Annotated in this window: 20 protein-coding genes; 11 read left to right on the top strand and 9 right to left on the bottom strand. The window is 66.0% G+C overall.

Going from position 1 to position 17,322, the window contains the following annotated elements:
• Positions 1–29: 29 nt before the first annotated feature.
• The 5 genes from ACFW0H_RS01790 (at position 30) to ACFW0H_RS01810 (ending at position 3,645) form a co-directional block, all read left to right on the top strand.
• The gene (locus ACFW0H_RS01790) at positions 30–1,088 is read left to right on the top strand and encodes a catalase family peroxidase (protein WP_422912171.1); all 1,059 of its coding nucleotides are present in this window, start codon (positions 30–32) and stop codon (positions 1,086–1,088) included.
• On the top strand, positions 1,085–1,645 hold the full coding sequence (locus ACFW0H_RS01795; RefSeq protein WP_422912172.1) for a cytochrome b: 561 nt from the start codon (positions 1,085–1,087) through the stop codon (positions 1,643–1,645). The genes ACFW0H_RS01790 and ACFW0H_RS01795 overlap by 4 nt, the downstream gene beginning before the upstream one ends.
• 41 nt (positions 1,646–1,686) lie before the next feature.
• A complete protein-coding gene (locus tag ACFW0H_RS01800) occupies positions 1,687–1,944 on the top strand; it encodes a DUF2790 domain-containing protein (protein ID WP_422912173.1) in 258 nt (85 codons plus the stop codon).
• A 217-nt stretch (positions 1,945–2,161) separates the two neighbouring features.
• Positions 2,162–3,262: a 2OG-Fe(II) oxygenase gene (locus tag ACFW0H_RS01805; protein ID WP_422912174.1), complete on the top strand. Its 1,101-nt coding sequence runs from the start codon at positions 2,162–2,164 to the stop codon at positions 3,260–3,262.
• Between the two features lie 53 nt (positions 3,263–3,315).
• Positions 3,316–3,645 carry a DUF5629 family protein gene (locus ACFW0H_RS01810; RefSeq protein ID WP_422912175.1) on the top strand — a complete coding sequence of 110 codons (330 nt, stop codon included), beginning with the start codon at positions 3,316–3,318 and terminating at the stop codon, positions 3,643–3,645.
• Between the two features lie 342 nt (positions 3,646–3,987).
• Here ACFW0H_RS01810 and ACFW0H_RS01815 read toward each other — a convergent pair whose 3' ends face one another.
• Complete coding sequence (locus ACFW0H_RS01815; protein WP_422912176.1) at positions 3,988–4,578, bottom strand: helix-turn-helix domain-containing protein; 591 nt, start codon at positions 4,576–4,578, stop codon at positions 3,988–3,990.
• Positions 4,579–4,638: 60 nt separating this feature from the next.
• Here ACFW0H_RS01815 and rhtA point away from each other — a divergent pair, with 60 nt between their 5' ends.
• Both rhtA and epsC read left to right on the top strand, forming a co-directional pair.
• A complete protein-coding gene (rhtA, locus tag ACFW0H_RS01820; protein ID WP_422912177.1) occupies positions 4,639–5,532 on the top strand; it encodes a threonine/homoserine exporter RhtA in 894 nt (297 codons plus the stop codon).
• 81 nt (positions 5,533–5,613) lie between these two features.
• The gene (gene epsC, locus ACFW0H_RS01825; RefSeq protein ID WP_422912178.1) at positions 5,614–6,555 is read left to right on the top strand and encodes a serine O-acetyltransferase EpsC; all 942 of its coding nucleotides are present in this window, start codon (positions 5,614–5,616) and stop codon (positions 6,553–6,555) included.
• A 142-nt stretch (positions 6,556–6,697) separates the two neighbouring features.
• Here epsC and ACFW0H_RS01830 read toward each other — a convergent pair whose 3' ends face one another.
• Together ACFW0H_RS01830 and ACFW0H_RS01835 are read right to left on the bottom strand one after the other, a co-directional pair.
• Positions 6,698–7,828 carry a M14 family metallopeptidase gene (locus ACFW0H_RS01830; RefSeq protein WP_422912179.1) on the bottom strand — a complete coding sequence of 377 codons (1,131 nt, stop codon included), beginning with the start codon at positions 7,826–7,828 and terminating at the stop codon, positions 6,698–6,700.
• A 109-nt stretch (positions 7,829–7,937) separates the two neighbouring features.
• Positions 7,938–8,597, bottom strand: a complete 660-nt coding sequence (locus ACFW0H_RS01835) for a YceH family protein (protein WP_422912180.1) — start codon at positions 8,595–8,597, stop codon at positions 7,938–7,940.
• A 348-nt stretch (positions 8,598–8,945) separates the two neighbouring features.
• Between ACFW0H_RS01835 and ACFW0H_RS01840 the strand changes: the two genes are divergently transcribed.
• Complete coding sequence (locus ACFW0H_RS01840) at positions 8,946–9,383, top strand: hypothetical protein (protein WP_422912181.1); 438 nt, start codon at positions 8,946–8,948, stop codon at positions 9,381–9,383.
• 224 nt (positions 9,384–9,607) lie between these two features.
• Here ACFW0H_RS01840 and ACFW0H_RS01845 read toward each other — a convergent pair whose 3' ends face one another.
• Together ACFW0H_RS01845 and ACFW0H_RS01850 are read right to left on the bottom strand one after the other, a co-directional pair.
• A complete protein-coding gene (locus ACFW0H_RS01845) occupies positions 9,608–9,898 on the bottom strand; it encodes a hypothetical protein (RefSeq protein ID WP_422912182.1) in 291 nt (96 codons plus the stop codon).
• 85 nt (positions 9,899–9,983) lie between these two features.
• Complete coding sequence (locus ACFW0H_RS01850) at positions 9,984–10,307, bottom strand: hypothetical protein (protein WP_422912183.1); 324 nt, start codon at positions 10,305–10,307, stop codon at positions 9,984–9,986.
• Positions 10,308–10,495: 188 nt separating this feature from the next.
• On the opposite strand from ACFW0H_RS01850, the gene ACFW0H_RS01855 reads away from it, so the two are divergent.
• Complete coding sequence (locus ACFW0H_RS01855; RefSeq protein WP_422912184.1) at positions 10,496–10,726, top strand: DUF2789 domain-containing protein; 231 nt, start codon at positions 10,496–10,498, stop codon at positions 10,724–10,726.
• Positions 10,727–10,902: 176 nt separating this feature from the next.
• Positions 10,903–11,097, top strand: a complete 195-nt coding sequence (gene ptrC, locus ACFW0H_RS01860) for a type III secretion system co-regulatory protein PtrC (protein ID WP_422912185.1) — start codon at positions 10,903–10,905, stop codon at positions 11,095–11,097.
• Between the two features lie 37 nt (positions 11,098–11,134).
• Here the strand turns inward: ptrC and ACFW0H_RS01865 are convergent, their stop codons facing one another.
• The 4 genes from ACFW0H_RS01865 to ACFW0H_RS01880 form a co-directional block, all read right to left on the bottom strand.
• Positions 11,135–13,378 carry a molybdopterin cofactor-binding domain-containing protein gene (locus tag ACFW0H_RS01865; protein ID WP_422912186.1) on the bottom strand — a complete coding sequence of 748 codons (2,244 nt, stop codon included), beginning with the start codon at positions 13,376–13,378 and terminating at the stop codon, positions 11,135–11,137.
• An 11-nt stretch (positions 13,379–13,389) separates the two neighbouring features.
• Entirely contained in the window at positions 13,390–13,848 is a 459-nt protein-coding gene (locus ACFW0H_RS01870) for a (2Fe-2S)-binding protein (RefSeq protein WP_422912187.1), read from the bottom strand.
• A 109-nt stretch (positions 13,849–13,957) separates the two neighbouring features.
• A complete protein-coding gene (locus tag ACFW0H_RS01875; RefSeq protein WP_422912188.1) occupies positions 13,958–14,887 on the bottom strand; it encodes an AraC family transcriptional regulator in 930 nt (309 codons plus the stop codon).
• 196 nt (positions 14,888–15,083) lie between these two features.
• The gene (locus ACFW0H_RS01880) at positions 15,084–16,106 is read right to left on the bottom strand and encodes a zinc-dependent alcohol dehydrogenase family protein (protein WP_422912189.1); all 1,023 of its coding nucleotides are present in this window, start codon (positions 16,104–16,106) and stop codon (positions 15,084–15,086) included.
• 161 nt (positions 16,107–16,267) lie between these two features.
• Here ACFW0H_RS01880 and ACFW0H_RS01885 point away from each other — a divergent pair, with 161 nt between their 5' ends.
• The gene (locus ACFW0H_RS01885) at positions 16,268–17,185 is read left to right on the top strand and encodes a LysR substrate-binding domain-containing protein (RefSeq protein WP_422912190.1); all 918 of its coding nucleotides are present in this window, start codon (positions 16,268–16,270) and stop codon (positions 17,183–17,185) included.
• The last annotated feature ends 137 nt before the right edge of the window (positions 17,186–17,322 follow it).

Here is a 17,322-nt window from a genome sequence, read left to right on the forward strand (position 1 = left end):
GACAAGGGCACAGTGCCCGGGAGTATCGCATGAGCAACGCAACCCCCACGGGGATCGACCTGGCCGCACGGCTGGCTTTGATCGGTCTCGCCGTTGGCGGCCTGGCGGCGGGATTCGCCTATGCCGCGGGCTGGATAGGCGGCGAACGCCTGACGCCGCAACACGTCATCGACGCCTTCGAGAACAACGCCGGCAAGTTTCCCGGCTACCGCAAGAACCACGCGAAAGGCATGTGCTTCGCCGGCTACTTCGAGAGCAACGGCCAGGCGGCAGCCCTTTCCCGCGCCAGCGTCTTCGCGCCCGGCCGGGTGCCGGTGATCGGGCGCCTGGCCATCGGCGGCAGCAATCCCCACGCGCCGGATGCCGGCGTGCCCACCCGCAGCATGGCCCTGCTGTTCCAGTTGCCCGGGGGCGAGCAGTGGCGCACGGGAATGAATACGCCGCCGGTGCTGGCGGTGGCCACGCCGGAAGCCTTCTACGAGCAGTTGCTGGCGTCTCGCCCCGATCCCGCCACCGGCAAGCCCGACCCGGCAAAGATGCAGGCCTTCTTCGCCGCCCACCCGGAAAGCGCCGCGTTCCGCCAATGGGCGCAGACGGTCAAGCCGAGCAACAGCTTCGCCAACGTCGCCTACCACAGCATCAATGCCTTCCGCCTGGAAGATGCCGCCGGCGGGCGCCACCCCGTGCGCTGGGCGGTGCAGCCGGAAACGCCCTTCGAGCCCCTGGGCGAGGCCGGCAAGGATGCGGACTTCCTCAGCCATGACCTGCAACAGCGCCTGGCCCGGGGCCCGCTGCGCTGGCACCTGGTGCTGACCCTGGCCGAGCCCGGCGACCCGACCAGCGATGCGACCCGCCAATGGCCCGCCGACCGCCGCCAGGTGGATGCCGGCACCCTGGTGGTGGAGCGCGCCGAGCCCCAGGACCGGGGCGCCTGCCGCGACATCAACTACGACCCCCTGGTGCTGCCGGACGGTATCCAGGCCTCCGACGACCCGATCCTCAGCGCGCGCTCGGCCGCCTATGCCGTGTCCTTCAATCGCCGCACCCGCGAAGGTGCGCCCAGCCCCGAGCAAGGAGCCCGGCCATGAACGCACCCACCCATTTCGCCCCGCTGCTGCGAATCCTCCACTGGCTGATGGCGATTCTCCTGCTGGCCATGCTGTTTATCGGCGTCAGCATGGTGGCCGACCTGTCCCCGCGCCACAGTGTCCTGGTGGCCGTGCACAAGCCCCTGGGACTGATCCTGCTGGTGCTGGTGCTGATCCGCCTGGCCGTACGCCTCACCCGCCCCACCCCGCCCCTCCCCGGCGACATGCCCGCCTGGCAACAACGCATCGCCAGGCTGTCCCACTTGTTCCTCTATGCCCTGATGCTTGCCCTGCCCCTGGTGGGCTGGGCCATGCAGTCCGCCGGCGGCTATCCGCTGGCGCTGCACGACAGCCTGCCGATGCCGCCCATCGTCCCGCAGGACGCGCGGCTCTATGCCTTGCTGCGCTTGGCCCACACTGTACTGGCGTACCTGCTGTTCATCGGCGTCCTGGCGCACCTGGCGGCGGCCCTCTACCACGCGCTCATCCGCAGGGATGGCGTGCTCTCGAGCATGACCACCGGCAGCGGCATCCGGCCAACGCCTGGCGGTCAGTAGGGGCCACCCGCAACTCACCCTCTCCAGCAGGAGAATCCACCATGAAAACCCTCGTCATCGCCTTCGGCTTCAGTCTCGCCTCCACCGCCGCGCTGGCCGCCAGCAACGGCCAGGAATCCCCGCCGGTCACCCAGTACGAGTACGGTGTCCACCTGGATATCGCCCGGGTGGTGGAGATGACCGACCTGACCACCTTCTGTGGTATCGGACCGGCGCGCATGACCTATGAAGACAGCCAGATGCAGACGAAAGTCCTCGAGTACCTGGTCTGGGGAACCGGGTGCAAGAACGAATACTGATCACCGCACCGCGCGGTATCCCGCGCAGGAGCGAGCTCGGCTCGCGAGCAGAGCTCGCTCCTGCGCCCTTCGGCCCTGAGTCAGGACCAGCCTTTCCATTTGAACCATCTGGAGGTGAGTCAAGCACCGGTCGGACCCTGTGAATACGCGTCCGGCGCCGGGAGAAGCACGTGGACGGCAATTGGTCTAGGTTGAGTGCAAGCCAGCGGAGGCAACCATGACCCAGCGCAATTCCCCCCTCGACCCGGGCGAAGCGGTGCCCTGGTTCACCACCAGCACCCCGAGCCGCGAGCAATTCACCTTCGACACCGTCGCCGGGCGCTACATCGCCCTGTCCTTCCTCGGCTCCTCGGCGGACCCGACGGCCGCGCGGGTGCTCACCGATCTGCTGGCCCGCCGCGAGCGTTTCGACGACAGCCGTGCCGCCTTCTTCGGTGTCAGCGTCGACCCGCGTGACCGCGAGCAGCGGCGCGTCCGCGACCTCTTGCCGGGTATCCGCTTCTTCTGGGACTTCGACCGCGCCGTCTGCAACCTCTACGGCGTGCAACAGCCCAGCGGCGCCGTGCGCCAGATGACCTACCTGCTGGACCCGCGCCTGCGGGTGATCGCCGTGGTGCCGATCCCCCCCGGCGGCGAAGGACACGTGGACACGCTCCTCGCCCTGCTCCAGGCCCAGGACCCGATCCCCCCCGCCGTGCCCGCCCAACCCCAGGCACCGGTGCTGGTGGTGCCGCGCATTTTCGGGCCGACCCTGTGCAAGACCCTGATCGATTACTACGAGCACCATGGAGGCACCGACTCGGGTTACATGATCGAACGCGACGGCAAGACGGTGGAGGTGCTCAAGTACGATCACAAGCGCCGCCGCGACCGCGCCCTGGAGGACGAAAACCTGCGCCAGTGCTGCCTGCAGCGCATCAACTCGCGCCTGCTCCCGGAGATCCGCAAGGCCTTTCAGTTTCAGGCCACGCGCATGGAACGCTACCTGGTGTCCTGCTACGACGCCGAAGAAGCCGGCCATTTCCGCCCGCACCGCGACAACACCACCAAGGGCACCGCCCACCGACGCTTCGCCGTTTCGCTGTTCCTCAACAGCGGAGAATACGAAGGCGGCTGCCTGCGCTTTCCGGAATTCGGCCAGAGCCTCTTCAGCGCACCTACGGGCGGCGCCGTGGTGTTCTCCTGCTCGCTGCTGCACGAAGCCACGCCGGTCACCGCCGGCAAGCGCTACATGTTCCTGCCCTTCCTCTATGACGAGGAAGGCAAGCGCATCCGCGACGAGAACCAGCAGTACCTGGAGATCCCCAACGAGCAATGACGCGAGTCCTGGCTTATCATCCCGCGCCTTCGATTGATTGACGGATCGCTTCCATGACCCACGAGACGCTACTTCAGGCCCTGCTGGCCGCCGACATGCTGTTCATCGACGACCTGCACGCCTGGGAATTCGAGTTGGACGAAACCCTGGTGGAAGCCCTGGAGGCCGGGCAACCGGGCGAGCCCGAGGCCCAACTGCTGCGGATCGAATGCATGGATGGCCGCACCCGCCGGGAATGGCGCTTCACCCAGGCCGTCGTGCAAGCCGCGCGCTTCGATGCCGACAGCGGTTGCTGGAAACTCACCGGGACAGAGGGCGAACACGCGTTGCGCTGCCTGGATGCCTTCGGTGGCGACGCCGAGGATGAGAACGAGCAGGAGTAACCCCTGTGGGGGCAATTCATTCGCTATGGGCAGCCTGGCTGCCCCATCGCCCCCCATCGGGCAACGCCTGATCCCGTAGGGTGGATAGCGCTTTTCCATCCACCATCGGCGCTAACCCGGAGTGCGAACGGTGGACCGGTGAAGCGTGGTCCACCCTACACAAGGCTGGGCCGCGAAGCGGGTCCAGGTCAGCACAGCGATTGAAATCGCCCCCACAACGCAACGCCTGATCCCGTAGGGTGGATGGCGCTTTTCCATCCACCATCGGCGCCAACCCGGAGTGCGAATGGTGGACCGGTGAAGCGTGGTCCACCCTACACAAGGCTGGGCCGCGAAGCGGGTCTAGGTCAGCACATTGCGGACAAAGCGCAGCGTGGCGTCGCCTTCGTTAGCGAAGGTGTAGGGCTTGTCGCTGGCGAAGACCAGGAAATCCCCCGCTTCCACCTGCTGCCGTTGCTCGCCGCGAAACAGGCTGAGGCTGCCTTCGATCACGTAGACCATCTCCCGCCAGCCCTCGGCATCGGGTTCGGCGGTGTAGCGCTCACCGGCCTCCAGGGACCAGCTCCAGAGTTCCACTTCATGGCGTGCGGCGGCGCTGGCCAGCAGGGTCGCCCGGCTGCCGGGCCGGGTGCCGACCCAGGCCACGGCGTTGATGCGTGAACGGTCGGGGCGGTCCGGTTGCTGCACCAGGTCGGGAAACAGCACGCCAAGGGCGGCGGCGATGCGGTCGAGGGTGGCCAGGCTGACATTCACATCGCCCCCCTCGATACCCACCAGCATGCGCCGGCTGACGCCCGCGGCAGTGGCCAGGGCTTCCTGACTGAGACCCGCCGCACGGCGCAGGCGGCGGACGTTCTCGGAGACATGTTCCAGGACGTTGGGGCGTTCATCCGATTTGGGCAACATATTGCTCATACCCTGTTTTTTGCGCATTATGTTGCACATTAGCACGCAAACGCGCCACCCCTTTACTTGCCTGTCGGATCAGCCTTCATGCCTTCGCTGTCGAGTCGCCTTGCTTCGACCCTTTTGCCCGTTGCCGTCCTGATGGTGGCCATGGCGTCCATCCAGAGCGGCGCGTCCCTGGCCAAATCCTTGTTCCCGGTGATCGGCGCCCAGGGCACCACGACCCTGCGCCTGGTATTCGCCGCCATCATGCTCACCCTGATCCTGCGCCCCTGGCGCACCCGCATCAGCACGGAGTCCCTGCGGCCACTGATCCTGTACGGCCTGGCCCTGGGCGGGATGAACCTCTTGTTCTACATGTCCCTGCGCAGCATTCCCCTGGGCATCGCCGTCGCCCTGGAGTTCACCGGCCCCCTGGCGGTGGCGCTGTTCGCCTCGCGGCGCGCCATCGACTTCGTCTGGATTGGCCTGGCGGCCGTGGGGCTCTGGCTGCTGCTGCCGCTGGGCAAGGCCGAGGGCCACCTGGACCTGACCGGCATGGCCTACGCCCTGGGCGCGGGAATCTGCTGGGCGCTCTACATCCTCTACGGTGCGCGCGCCGGCAGCGACCACGGTATGCAGGGCGCCGCCCTCGGCGTGCTGGTGGCGGCCGTCTTCGTCGCCCCGGTGGGCATCGCCCACGCCGGCGCCGAGCTGTTGCGTCCGGAACTGCTGCCGGTGGCCCTGGGCGTCGCGCTGCTCTCCACCGCCATCCCCTACACCCTGGAAATGGTCGCCCTGACCCGCCTGCCGGCGCAGACCTTCAGCACCCTGATGAGCATCGAGCCGGCCTTCGCCGCGCTGTCCGGACTGATCTTCCTCGGTGAGCACCTGTCGGCGCTGCAGTGGTTGGCCATCTGCTGCATTATCCTCGCCTCCGTCGGCTGCACCCTGACCGCCGCACCGCGTCAACAGGCCCAGCCGCTGGTGCCGACGGACTGAATCCTGCGAAGAAGCGCTTGCGCACAACAGGTGATTCTCCGCAGGCTATAGCGATCCGGTCCGCGCCTTACAGGTACCCCAATGAACAGACTTCCCTATGTCGCCACCGGCTGCCGGCCGGTCAACTGGCAGCTCGACCAGATCGTCAGCGAGCTGCGCGACGCCCGCGCCCAATGGCGCAGCCAGCATGGCCGGCTGCAGGACCGCGGCGGCCGTGAACTGCCCTCGCGCATCACCGTCGGGCATATCATCGAAGCCCTTTCCGGCGCCCTCTTCCCCATGCGCCTCGGCCCGGCCGACCTGCGCGAAGAGAGCGAGGACTTCTACGTCGGCCACACCCTGGACGTCGCGCTCAACGCCCTGGCCGGCGAAGTGCGCCGGGAACTGAGCTATGCCGCGCGGCACAACGGCGCCAGCGGCGATGACATCGCCTGCCAGGCCATCGAAATCGTCAAGGGCTTCGCCACCACCCTGCCGAAGCTGCGGGTGCTGCTGGACACCGACGTCCTCGCCGCCTTCCAGGGCGACCCGGCGGCGCGCAGCGTGGACGAAGTGCTGATCTGCTATCCGGGTGTGCACGCGGTGATCCACCACCGCCTCGCCCACTACTTCTACCAGGCCGGCCTGCCGCTGCTGGCGCGGATGATCGCCGAGATCGCCCATTCGGCCACCGGTATCGACATCCACCCCGGCGCACAGATCGGCAAGAGCTTCTTCATCGACCACGGCACAGGCGTCGTCATCGGTGAAACCGCGATCATCGGCGAGCGGGTGCGCATCTACCAGGCGGTGACCCTGGGCGCCAAGCGCTTCCCGGCGGACGAGGAAGGCAACCTGCAGAAGGGCCAGCCACGCCACCCGATCGTGGAAGACGAAGTGGTGATCTACGCCGGCGCCACCATCCTCGGCCGCATCACCATCGGCAAGGGCTCGACCATCGGCGGCAACGTCTGGCTGACCCGCAGCGTGCCGGAAGGCAGCAACATCACCCAGGCCAACCTGCAGAACGAAAGCGGGGTGTGAGTTCCAGATCGTAGGGTGGAAATCGCTTTTCATTTCCACCACCCGTCGCCCGGGTGGGCCACGAATGGTGGACCGGTAAAGCGTGGTCCACCCTACATCGCAACTAGAGCCGACCCCATTGCGGGGCCGGTTTTCTTCGCCCTCAGCGCAGCTTGTCCACCATCGCCGCCACCACCGACAGCACATCCTTGCCCAGGCGTTTGGAACGCTCGCCATTCCAGGCCGTGCGCGGATGCGGGTTGTCGTCGTGGTCCTTGAAGGGCATCTCGATGGTGAAGGACAGGCAGTCGAAGGCCATGCCCACGGCATTGCAGGCCAGGGTGGTGTTGGCCTTGCCCGGTTCGTCGCGGGGGTAGCCGAATGCCGTCTGGAACTCCGCGCCCATCTCCACCAGGCGCTGGCGGAACTCGCTTTCCAGGGCTTCCAGGCGCGGCGTGTAGCCGGGGTTGCCTTCGCAGCCGGCGGTGAACACGTGGGGGATCTCCTCGTCGCCGTGGATATCGAGGAAGAGGTCCACGCCGACCTTGCGCATCTGTTGCTGGACGAAGAACACCTCGGGGGTTTCCGTGTCGTCGGCGGACTGCCAGGCACGGTTGAGGTCCTTGCCGGCGGCGTTGGTGCGCAGATGGCCGCGGAAGGCGCCGTCCGGGTTCATGTTCGGCACCAGGTAGAGGTCGGCCTTGGCCAGCAGGGCGTCCAGTTCGGCGTCATCACGGCGCGACAGGCGCTCGATCACCCCTTCCATGTACCACTCGGCCATGTGCTCGCCCGGGTGCTGCTGGGCGATGATCCAGACCTTGCGCTGGGCCTGCGGGTTGCGGCTGATGCGCAACAACGGAATCTCGCGGCCCTCGATGCTCTTGCCGATGGCGATCGCCTCGGCGCCGGCCTTGTCCAGGGCCTCGCTGATCAGCCAATCATGGCGGGCACGGCTGTAGGGTTCGAAATAGGCGAACCAGATGTCTTCATGGGTCGGTTCCAGGGCGAAATGCAGGCCCTTGTCGTCGAAGCTGCTGGGGACGCGGAACCAGTTGACCTGGTCATAGGAAGCGGCGGCGTTGTAGCCGGTCCAGGCATGGGCGTAGGCCGACTGCCCGGCGTTGGTCAGGCTGAAACCATAGCGCTGGCCGGGGGTGAGGCCTTCGACCTTGAAGTGGAACCACTGGAAGTGGTGGCTCTTCAGGTCCGGACGCATGGCCAGGAGCACCTGTTGCGGGTTACTGGCGTCAATCACTTCGATATTGCCGCTGTCGAAGTCCGAGCTGATCTTCATGGATACCTCAGAGGCGGTGTTTCACGGTCGGGAAAGGATCGCAGGTCCTCTCGTGCGGGGAAATCGTCGGGGCGACATCGACGGATAGCCGGCGCGCCCCGTACGGGGGTCACTCGCCCCGGTCTTCCAGGCGAGCCAGGCGCGCTTCCAGGTCGGCGACCCGGGCTTCCAGCTCTTCGATACGGGCATCGGCAGCCGCGCGGGACTCGCCCCGCTCCGGCTGGCTGGCGCGGGCCTCCAGCAGGGCCTCGAGATCGGCCGGCTCGCCCATCAGGTGCATGTAGCGGTCCTCCCGCTGGCCGCCCTGGCGTGGCATCAGCACCACCAGGCCACGGCCGATCAGGCGCTCCAGCTGGTGGCGGACATCTTCGGTGTCATCGAAGTCGGCCATGCGGTTGCTGCGGGTGAGCAATTCGCCCAGGGTCTGCGGCCCGCGCAGGAGCAGCAGGCCGATCAGGATCAGCTGCGGCTGCACCAGCTCCAGCGCCTTGTCGGCGCGCTGCTCCCAGCGGTCGGCGCGGCTGCCCATCACCAGTTTCACCACGCCGCGCGCCTCCAGATTACGCAGTGCCTGCCCGGCCTGGCCGGGGGTGACGTTCATCACCGGCTCGCGGCTGGTCTTCTGGTTGCTGGCCAGCACCAGGGCATTGAGGGTCAGCGGGTAGGACTCGGGGGTGGTGGCCTGCTTCTCGATCAGGCTGCCGAGCAGGCGAGCCTCGATGGCATTGAGGGGGGCTTCGGCGAACTGGGCGTGGATCTCGGTGGACATGGCACTATCCGTCTGCTGAAAAGTGCCACTAGCCTAGTCCCCGGCGGCTAGGGAGAAAAGCGCCGCGCCAGGAAGTCGATGAGGCCTCGCCCCTTGGCCGGCCGCGATGGAGTGCTTCCATGGCGCAATTTTATCGAATAAATCGATTATACCAATTCAAGTAAAAAGCCTTTCCACCTTGCGCAAAAGCGCTCTTTCAACACACCTAACATGTTGTTTTTTATAGGACTAAAACAACTATCAATGGCGTCGATGGCAACCATCACTCAGGATCACTTCATCATCGAAATCACATCAGTAACATGGGCCCCGTAGACGAATTTCACCCCCCTCACCGAGGTGCCCAACATGAAAAAGCAAATCCTTGCCAGCCTGTTCATCGCCAGCCTGTCCGCCACCGCTTTTGCCCTGCCCCAGGGTGCCGTCGTCGCTGAGGGTGGTTCCGATCGCACCCAGAGCGTCCGTGTGGCTGAAAGTGGTGCCGAGCGCTCCGAGTCCCTGCGGGTTGCCGAAGGTGGTTCCGACCGCACCAAAGGCTTCGATGTGGCTGAAAACGGTTCCGACCGCACCAACGCCTTCCGCGTCGCCGAAGGTGGCTCCGATCGCACCAAGGGCTTCGATGTGGCCGAAAGCGGTTCCGACCGCACCAATGCCTTCCGCGTCGCCGAAGGTGGCTCCGATCGCACCAAGGGCTTCGACGTGGCTGAAAGCGGTTCCGACCGCACCAACGCCTTCCGCGTCGCCGAAGGTGGTGCCGACCGCAGCGGCGCCAACCGCATCAGCTGATCCCGGAGCCGTTCAGAGGCAGGCAATCACGATGTATGCAAACCCTCGAAAGGCAGAAGGCGCCACCTGTGGCGCCTTCAGTCTTTTTGGAGGGAGCAAAAGCGAAGAGGTAGAGCGCCGCTCTACCTGTGGGGGCGATTTCAATCGCAATGCAGGTTGGAGAACTGCCCTGCAACCTCCCGCCCGTTTGCTCCCACGAGAAAATGCGCCTACTTGGCAGAGCCCTATTTCACCAGGCTCAGGCGCTTGTCGGTGAAGACACAGATCACCCCCGCCTCGTTGTACATGACCTGATGATTGAAGTCGCAATAGGCCGCCGCCACGCTCAGCGGCAGCGCCGCGCTGACCGCCTTCCCCGCCTTGAACCAGGACATCTGGCCAGGCTTGCACAGCTTGGCCTCGGCATCGGTGCTGTAGGTGCAGAGCACTGCCTGGTCGATGGGCTCCTCCTTCTGGCAGCCAACCAATGGCAGGGCAACAAGGCCGACGAGCGCGAGTTTCTTCACAGGGGACATGGATAACTCCGTAATGGGACGATCCGCCGAATATGCGGACCCGGGGCCTTTGATCCATCGCCCCGCGCCGGGTTCCTCAGCCGGATCAGGAATAGCCGGTATAGAGCAGCATCCCCCAGGACATCAGGAAGATCGCCGCCAGCCCGACCAGGTAGTAACCGCCCGCCAGCAACAGTTTGACGGCCAGCGGGCGGGGCGAATCGTGGATCAATGGCAAGGCCGAGAGCGCCGGCACCAGGTACATGCCGAAGGTGCTCAGGCTGGAGTTGAACAGCCAGTTGATCTGGAAGAATTCGTGGAGAAGCTCGGCGACGAAGATGAAAAGCACCGGCGACCAGACGGGGGCCAGCAGCAGCGTGGCCTCGACCGGATTCCACAAGGAACGTTTCTGCTCGCTATGAACGTTCATGTCGCCCCCTGCCAGGTGGCCTGCGGTTCGACGACCGCGCTTTTTTTGAGAGGCTAGCCAAGGCTGCGGCAGGCGCAACCCCAAGCCTTGCGCAGCCGACATGCTGCCGTCCGACGCCCCTGGTCGGCACAGGGTCTATAGTCCATGGAGCCCTTTTTCTCCCAGTGAACGTCCCCGGAGGTCCCGCCATGGACACCAGTCACCACAGCCTCAGCGCCCTCTTCGACCAACTCGGCCTGCCCTCCGACAAGGGCGGAATAGAGCGTTTTGTCGCTGGACATCGCCTGGCGGTGGGCCAGGCCCTGCCCGACGCCCCCTTCTGGAACAAGGCGCAGTCCTCCTTCCTGCGCGATGCCCTGCTGGACGACTCCGACTGGGCCGAGGAGGCCGATGAACTGGCGGTACTCCTGAGCAAATAGGCACAACAAAAAGGGCGGCCACCCAGGCCGCCTTTCTCATTTCGGCGTTGCGGGGTCCAGCCTCCGTCATCGACGGGAATGATTTTCACCATCACGCCCTTTCAATTCCGCGCTGGGCGCACCGGCGGCACCATTGTTTCATCGGCCTTGCGGCCCATCGGAACGAGACCAACGCCATGTCCGCCGACCCACGCATCAGTGAAAACCTCTATCAGGTCACCCACGTAACCCTGGATGAAGTCCACCTGCACTTCGAGACCGAAGTGGTGGTGAGCCTGGGCGATGGCAGCCTGGCCGTGCGCAAGGCGCCCACGCCGGCGGGCGAGCGCAAGGCCTTGCGCGAACTGATCTACGCCAGTCTCGCCGCCTGAGCGCGACGCCGTTCGGGACGCCCCCAGGCGGCCGACATCAAGCCTGCCCCACCTGCCTGGGCAACGGCAGCCTGTAGAATCGCTGGCCCACCGCCGCATGCAGCGCGTTGGCCACCGCCGGCGCAATGGGCGGCACGCCCGGCTCCCCCACACCGGAGGGCGCTTGCGCCGATGGCACGATGTGCACCTCCACCACCGGCATCTCGTTGATCCGCAGCACCTCGAACTGGTGAAAGTTGGACTGTTCCACCACCCCGTCCTTCAGGGTGATGGCGCCATGCAGCGCCGCCGCCAGACCGAAGCCGATACCACCTTCCATCTGTGCACGGATCACGTCCGGGTTGATCGCCAGTCCGCAGTCCACCGCGCAGACCACCCGATCCACCTTGAAGCTGCCGTCGGCCTTCACCGTCACCTCCGCCACCTGGGCGACGAAGGAATTGAAGGACTCGTGCACGGCAATTCCACGCCCGCGCTTCTCGCCCTCCGCGCCCGGTTTCAACGGCTGGTCCCAGCCGGCCTTCTGCGCCGCCAGCTCCAGCGCGCCGAGGTGGCGCGGGTGCTTGGCGAGCAGGCTGCGACGGTATTCGTAGGGGTCCTTGCCAGCAGTGGTAGCGGCCTGGTCGATCAGGGTTTCCACCGCGTAGGCGGTATGGGTGTGGCCCACGGAACGCCACCACTGCACCGGCACACCGATGTCCTCCGGCGTGGACAGCTCCACTTGCAGGTTGGGCACTTCGTAGGACAGGTTGGCAACCCCCTCCACCGAGGTGTGGTCGATGCCTTCCTTCACCAGCGCCCCTTCGAAGGCCGTGCCCTTGAGGATGGACTGCCCCACCAGCCGCTGGTGCCAGCCCTGCAGTCGGCCCTCGGCGTCCAGCGCCAGGCGCGCACGGTGCAGGTACGCCGGGCGGAAGAAGCCGGCATGGGTGTCGTCCTCGCGGGTCCAGACCAGCTTCACCGGAACCTCCTGCCCCTTGGCACGAGCCGCCTTGGCAATGGCCACGGCTTCCAGCAGGTAGTCGGACAGCGGGTTGGCGCGGCGGCCGAAGCTGCCGCCGGCGTAGAGCTGGGTCAGGCTGACCTTCTCCACCGGAATGCCCAGGTATTTGGCGATAGCCATCTGGTCCACGGTCTGGAACTGTTCACCGTTCCAGACCTCGCACTGGCCGGCGGACAGCTTCACCAGACAGTTCATCGGCTCCATGGCGGCATGGGCCAGGTAGGGGAACTCGTAGTCAGCCTCGATCAGCTTGGCCGGTGCGGACATGGCGGCACCGATATCGCCCTGCTTGTTGGCGATCCGTCCTTCCTTGCCGGCGGCCTCGCGGTAGCGGGCGAAGATCTCTTCGCTGCCCAGCTTGAAGGCGCGGCTGTCGTCCCACTCGATCACCAGCGCATCACGCCCCTGGCGCGCGGCCCAGGTGTTGGTCGCCAGCACCGCCACGCCAGCGCGGCCGTGGGGCGTGTCCTTGAACTCGACCACTTCCACCACGCCGGGCACGGCCTTGGCCTTGCCTGCATCCACCGACTTTGGCACCCCGCCAAAGCGCGGCGGGTAGGCCACCACCGCCACCAGCATGCCGGGCAGCTTGAAGTCCTGAGTAAAGACGGCGCTGCCGTCGGTCTTGTCCGCGCTGTCCTTGCGGGACAGGCGCTCCTGGCCGATCAGGGTGAAATCCTTGGGCGACTTGAGCTTCACCTCGCTCGGCACCGGTTGCCCAGCCGCCACCTCGGCCAGTTCGCCGAAGCCGGCCTTGCGCCCGGAAGCGGCATGGCTGACCACCCCCTTGCTCACGGTGATTTCCCCTGCCGGCACCTTCCACTGCTGGGCGGCGGCGGCGACCAGCATGGCACGGGCGCTGGCGCCGGCCTTCCGCATCTGTTCGAAGGAGTTGGCGATGGCGGTGCTGCCGCCGGTGCCCTGAATCGGGCCGAATGCCAGGTTGTTGTAGAGCGCCGCATTGGCCGGCGCGCCCTCGACCCGGACCTGGCTCCAGTCGGCGTCCAGCTCCTCGGCCAGCAGGGTGGCGAGGCCCGTATAGCTGCCCTGCCCCATTTCTACGTGCTTGGCCAGGATGGTCACCGTGTTGTCCGGCGCAATGCGCACGAAGGCATTGGCCATGATGGGTTCAGCGCTGGCGGCCAACGCCTCGCCGCCCCGCAGCAGCGGTGCCAGGGCGACGCCCAGCGCGAGACCGCCGCTGCCCTTGAGGAAGGTGCGCCGGCTGACATTGAGGATGCCGCTGGCGGCGCGGGTTTCGGTTTCGAAAGTGCCCATATCGGTTCTCCTCACGCCAGCGCGCCGGCCGCTTCATGGATGGCGGCGCGAATCCGCACGTAGGTGGCGCAGCGGCAGATATTGCCGCTCATGGCCGCGTCTATGTCGGCATCGCTCGGCTTGGGGTTGCCGTGCAGCAGCGCGGTGGCGGACATGATCTGTCCCGACTGGCAGTAGCCGCACTGCACCACGTCGAGCTTGCGCCATGCTGCCTGAACCGCCTTGCCCACCGGGTCCTCGGCCACCGCTTCGACGGTGGTGACCTTCTTGCCCACTACCATGGAGACCGGGGTGATGCAGGAGCGGGTCGCCTGGCCGTCGATATGCACAGTGCAGGCACCGCACAGGGCCATGCCGCAGCCGTACTTGGTGCCGGTCAGGTTGGCGACGTCGCGCAGGGCCCAGAGCAAGGGCATGTCCGCGGGCACGTCGAGTTCATGGTCCTTGCCGTTCAAGTTCAGGGTAATCATCAGGCTTACCACCTCTGGCTGGATGGTTCGGGGAAGACCGTCCGGCAGCACCGAACGGACATTCAGGGGAATGACAATGATGGTTCAGGGAGCCCCTCGCGGGGCAGCTTCACGCCGACTGGCGCAGGCGCGCGATGTCCCGCAGCGGCGGAGCACCGAACAGCCGGCTGTATTCACGACTGAACTGCGACGGGCTCTCGTAGCCCACCCGGCCGCCGGCGCTGGCGGCATCCAGGGACTCCACCAGCATCAGCCGGCGCGCTTCCTGCAGACGCAGCTGCTTCTGGAATTGCAACGGACTCATGGCGGTCATCGCCTTGAAATGGTGGTGCAGGGCCGAGGTGCTCATGTTCACCTCGTTGGCCAGGCGCTCGACCTGCAGCGGCTGGTGGAAGTTCTGCCGCAGCCAGTTCACCGCGCGGCTGATGCGGTGGCCCTGAGTACCGCTGCTGGCGATCTGGCGCAATTGAGCGCACTGCTCACCGCGCAGGAGACGATAGAGGATCTCGCGGCGCACCAGCGGCGCCAGGGCGGGAATATCTTCCGGGGTGTCCAACAGCCGCACCAGACGCAGCACCGCGTCCTGCAGCGAAACGCCCAGGCCGCTGATAGCCAGGCAACGCGCGCAGGATTGGGTCGTCGGCGGGGGAACCGGTAGTTCCATCAGCAGCGTGCTGATTTCCTTGGGATCAAGGGTCAGGCGCAGGCTGAGATAGGGCACCTCGGGACTGGCTTCGATGACCTGGCCGATCACCGGCAGGTCCACGGATACCACCAAATACTGGGAGGGCCCATAGACGAAGGTTTCCTCACCCAGCAGGACCTTCTTGCGACCTTGCACGGTCAGGCCAAGCGCGGGCTCGTAGAGGCAGTGAATCGGCTCGCTGGGCTTGCTGGTGCGGTACAGGATGAGACCCGGGACGGCAGTCTCCTGCAGGCCATCATGGCGAGTGAATCGTTCAATGAGTTGCACCAGCTCCCGCTGCTGGCGCGAGCCCGTATCGGACTCCTGCGGAGCGACGAATGCGCGTGCATTCATGGTTATGACCCTCGATGGAGATAGGCCAACTCTACCCACGGATTGCAGGCTAGTCTCGCGCCCGGAGGCGGTTCAGGAGGATCAGGCAATAATCCAGCAGGAATCGGCTATCGACCCGGGCGCCTCGCGCGGCACACTGCCCAACATTCGAAAACAACACAGATTCGGGGCGGGCAAAATGCCCGCCCCGCCTTCCTCAGTCGGCGACCTTCATCACCACCCGGCCACCCGCCGGGCAGGTTTCCATATGACGGTTGGCCTCGACGAAGTCCTCGAACGCGAAGACGCGATCAACCGGAGGCTTCAGCAGATGATCACGGGTCATCTGATTGATATGGTCCAGCGCCCGCTGGACCGAAGCCTCATTGGCCTCGATGCCCAGCTCCGGAGAACCGGTGAAGTCGAGTACACAATGGCGATAGAACTGCAGATGCTTCTTGAACGCGGCGCAGGCCGGGAACGCGGTGTCGTTGCCACCGTTGCAGCCGTAAACCACCAGCTTGCCGCGCTGCGCGGCGACGTCGCCCAGCAGCTTCATCTGCTGGCCGGCGCACTGGTCCAGAACCACTTCGACACCCTTGCCCTGGGTGAATCGCTCGACTTCCAGGACCAGGTCCTGCTCTTCGGTGACGATGACCTTGTCGGCGCCCAGCTCTTTAATAAAGGCTCGGCTTTCCGGGTTGCTGGTCGACGCGATGACCTTGGCACCCAGCGCCTTGGCCAGCTGCACCGTCTGCGGCGCCAGGCAATGCCCGGCCTCGGTGACCAGCACATGCTGGCCGGGCTTCAAGCCGCCCAGGTCGACCAGGGCGAAATAGGCCATCAGCAGCGGCGTGTAATGGATGCAGGCTTGCTCCGGCGTCAGGACGTCGGGATAGGCGACCAGGCCGTTGCGCGGCATCAGCACCAGGTCGCCCCAGGCCGGATGGTGGCTCGGCGTACTGGCCGGGAAGCTGGCCACGGGCGTGCCGGGGGCCAGGTCGTCAACGCCCTCGCCCACGGCTTCCACAATGCCGGCCAACTCGGAGCCGAGACCGGAAGGTAACTGGGCCGGCTGCTCGGCTGCCAGGTTCTGCCGCCAGAGCACGTCCCTCCAGCCCACCCCCAAAGCCTGCGTGCGCACCAGGACTTCGCCCGGGCCAGGAACGGGGGTTGGCAACTCGTCCAGTTTGAGGACCTCGGGTCCCCCGAACTGGTGAAAACGGATCATGCGGGACATCACATACCTCGCCTGTGACTCTTCATAGCCACGGACTCTATCCGGGCTTTATCCATTAAACCACCCGCGACCATTGATAGTTGTCATAAACGGCGATGATGTGAGCCTTGACGACCGGACACGGGGGTTGCACCTTTCACACATTAATTACGGATGATTCCATGAACAGGAACGACCTGCGAAGAGTTGACCTCAACCTTCTGATCGTGTTCGAGACGCTCATGCACGAGCGGAGCGTGACGCGCGCGGCAGAAAAGCTGTTCCTCGGCCAGCCAGCCATCAGTGCGGCGCTCGCCCGCCTGCGGACCCTGTTCGACGATCCGCTGTTCGTCCGCACCGGCCGCAGCATGGAGCCCTCGGCACGGGCCATGGAAATCTTCGCCCTGCTCTCCCCGGCCCTGGATTCCATCTCTACCGCCGTCAGCCGCGCCGCCGATTTCGACCCGGCCACCAGCACCGCGGTGTTCCGCGTCGGCCTGTCGGACGACGTGGAATTCGCCCTGCTCCCCGCCCTGCTCCGTCGCCTGCGCGCCGAGGCGCCGGGCGTGGTGCTGGTGGTGCGGCGCACCAATTATCTGCTGATGCCCAACCTGCTGGCCTCAGGCGAGATATCCGTGGGCGTCAGCTACACCGACGAACTGCCGGCCAACGCCAAGCGCAAGACCCTGCGCCGCTCGAAGCCCAAGCTGCTGCGCGCCGACACGGTGCCCGGCGCGCTGAGCCTGGACGACTACTGCGAGCGACCCCACGCCCTGGTGTCCTTCGCCGGCGACCTGAACGGTTTCGTCGACGACGAGCTGGCCAAGGTCGGCCGCAAGCGCCGGGTGGTGCTGGCGGTGCCCCAGTTCAATGGCCTCGCCACCCTGCTGGCAGGCACCGACCTGGTGTCCATGGTGCCGGACTACACCGCTGCCGCCCTGACCGCCGCTGGCGGCCTGCGTGCCGAAGACCCGCCTCTCCCTACCCAGCCTTTCGAACTCTCCATGGCCTGGCGCGGCGCCCAGGACAACGACCCCGCCGAGCGCTGGCTGCGCTCGCGCATTCAAATGTATTGCGGGGACCCGGATAGCCTGGAATAAGGCTGATCTGCACCGATTCCTGTAGGGGCGAATTCATTCGCCAAGGGATGCGCAGCATCCCCACATGGCCCATGGGGCAGACCTTCGGCCTGCTTGGCGAATGAATTCGCCCCTACAACACCACGTCCCATGATCCG

The organism is Metapseudomonas cellulosilytica (assembly GCF_049334135.1).
Lineage (GTDB): Bacteria > Pseudomonadota > Gammaproteobacteria > Pseudomonadales > Pseudomonadaceae > Metapseudomonas.

What these genes read in the sequence shown, in the direction of transcription:
- ACFW0H_RS01875 (WP_422912188.1), bottom strand. Translation starts at nt 14,887, where the DNA reads ATGAATGCACGCGCATTCGTCGCTCCGCAGGAGTCCGATACGGGCTCG.
- ACFW0H_RS01850 (WP_422912183.1), bottom strand. Translation starts at nt 10,307, where the DNA reads ATGAACGTTCATAGCGAGCAGAAACGTTCCTTGTGGAATCCGGTCGAG.
- ACFW0H_RS01795 (WP_422912172.1), top strand. Translation starts at nt 1,085, where the DNA reads ATGAACGCACCCACCCATTTCGCCCCGCTGCTGCGAATCCTCCACTGG.
- ACFW0H_RS01800 (WP_422912173.1), top strand. Translation starts at nt 1,687, where the DNA reads ATGAAAACCCTCGTCATCGCCTTCGGCTTCAGTCTCGCCTCCACCGCC.
- ACFW0H_RS01885 (WP_422912190.1), top strand. Translation starts at nt 16,268, where the DNA reads ATGAACAGGAACGACCTGCGAAGAGTTGACCTCAACCTTCTGATCGTG.
- ACFW0H_RS01840 (WP_422912181.1), top strand. Translation starts at nt 8,946, where the DNA reads ATGAAAAAGCAAATCCTTGCCAGCCTGTTCATCGCCAGCCTGTCCGCC.
- ACFW0H_RS01845 (WP_422912182.1), bottom strand. Translation starts at nt 9,898, where the DNA reads ATGTCCCCTGTGAAGAAACTCGCGCTCGTCGGCCTTGTTGCCCTGCCA.
- ACFW0H_RS01810 (WP_422912175.1), top strand. Translation starts at nt 3,316, where the DNA reads ATGACCCACGAGACGCTACTTCAGGCCCTGCTGGCCGCCGACATGCTG.
- ACFW0H_RS01880 (WP_422912189.1), bottom strand. Translation starts at nt 16,106, where the DNA reads ATGTCCCGCATGATCCGTTTTCACCAGTTCGGGGGACCCGAGGTCCTC.
- ACFW0H_RS01805 (WP_422912174.1), top strand. Translation starts at nt 2,162, where the DNA reads ATGACCCAGCGCAATTCCCCCCTCGACCCGGGCGAAGCGGTGCCCTGG.
- ACFW0H_RS01790 (WP_422912171.1), top strand. Translation starts at nt 30, where the DNA reads ATGAGCAACGCAACCCCCACGGGGATCGACCTGGCCGCACGGCTGGCT.
- ACFW0H_RS01835 (WP_422912180.1), bottom strand. Translation starts at nt 8,597, where the DNA reads ATGTCCACCGAGATCCACGCCCAGTTCGCCGAAGCCCCCCTCAATGCC.
- epsC (WP_422912178.1), top strand. Translation starts at nt 5,614, where the DNA reads ATGAACAGACTTCCCTATGTCGCCACCGGCTGCCGGCCGGTCAACTGG.
- rhtA (WP_422912177.1), top strand. Translation starts at nt 4,639, where the DNA reads ATGCCTTCGCTGTCGAGTCGCCTTGCTTCGACCCTTTTGCCCGTTGCC.
- ptrC (WP_422912185.1), top strand. Translation starts at nt 10,903, where the DNA reads ATGTCCGCCGACCCACGCATCAGTGAAAACCTCTATCAGGTCACCCAC.
- ACFW0H_RS01830 (WP_422912179.1), bottom strand. Translation starts at nt 7,828, where the DNA reads ATGAAGATCAGCTCGGACTTCGACAGCGGCAATATCGAAGTGATTGAC.
- ACFW0H_RS01855 (WP_422912184.1), top strand. Translation starts at nt 10,496, where the DNA reads ATGGACACCAGTCACCACAGCCTCAGCGCCCTCTTCGACCAACTCGGC.
- ACFW0H_RS01870 (WP_422912187.1), bottom strand. Translation starts at nt 13,848, where the DNA reads ATGATTACCCTGAACTTGAACGGCAAGGACCATGAACTCGACGTGCCC.
- ACFW0H_RS01865 (WP_422912186.1), bottom strand. Translation starts at nt 13,378, where the DNA reads ATGGGCACTTTCGAAACCGAAACCCGCGCCGCCAGCGGCATCCTCAAT.
- ACFW0H_RS01815 (WP_422912176.1), bottom strand. Translation starts at nt 4,578, where the DNA reads ATGCGCAAAAAACAGGGTATGAGCAATATGTTGCCCAAATCGGATGAA.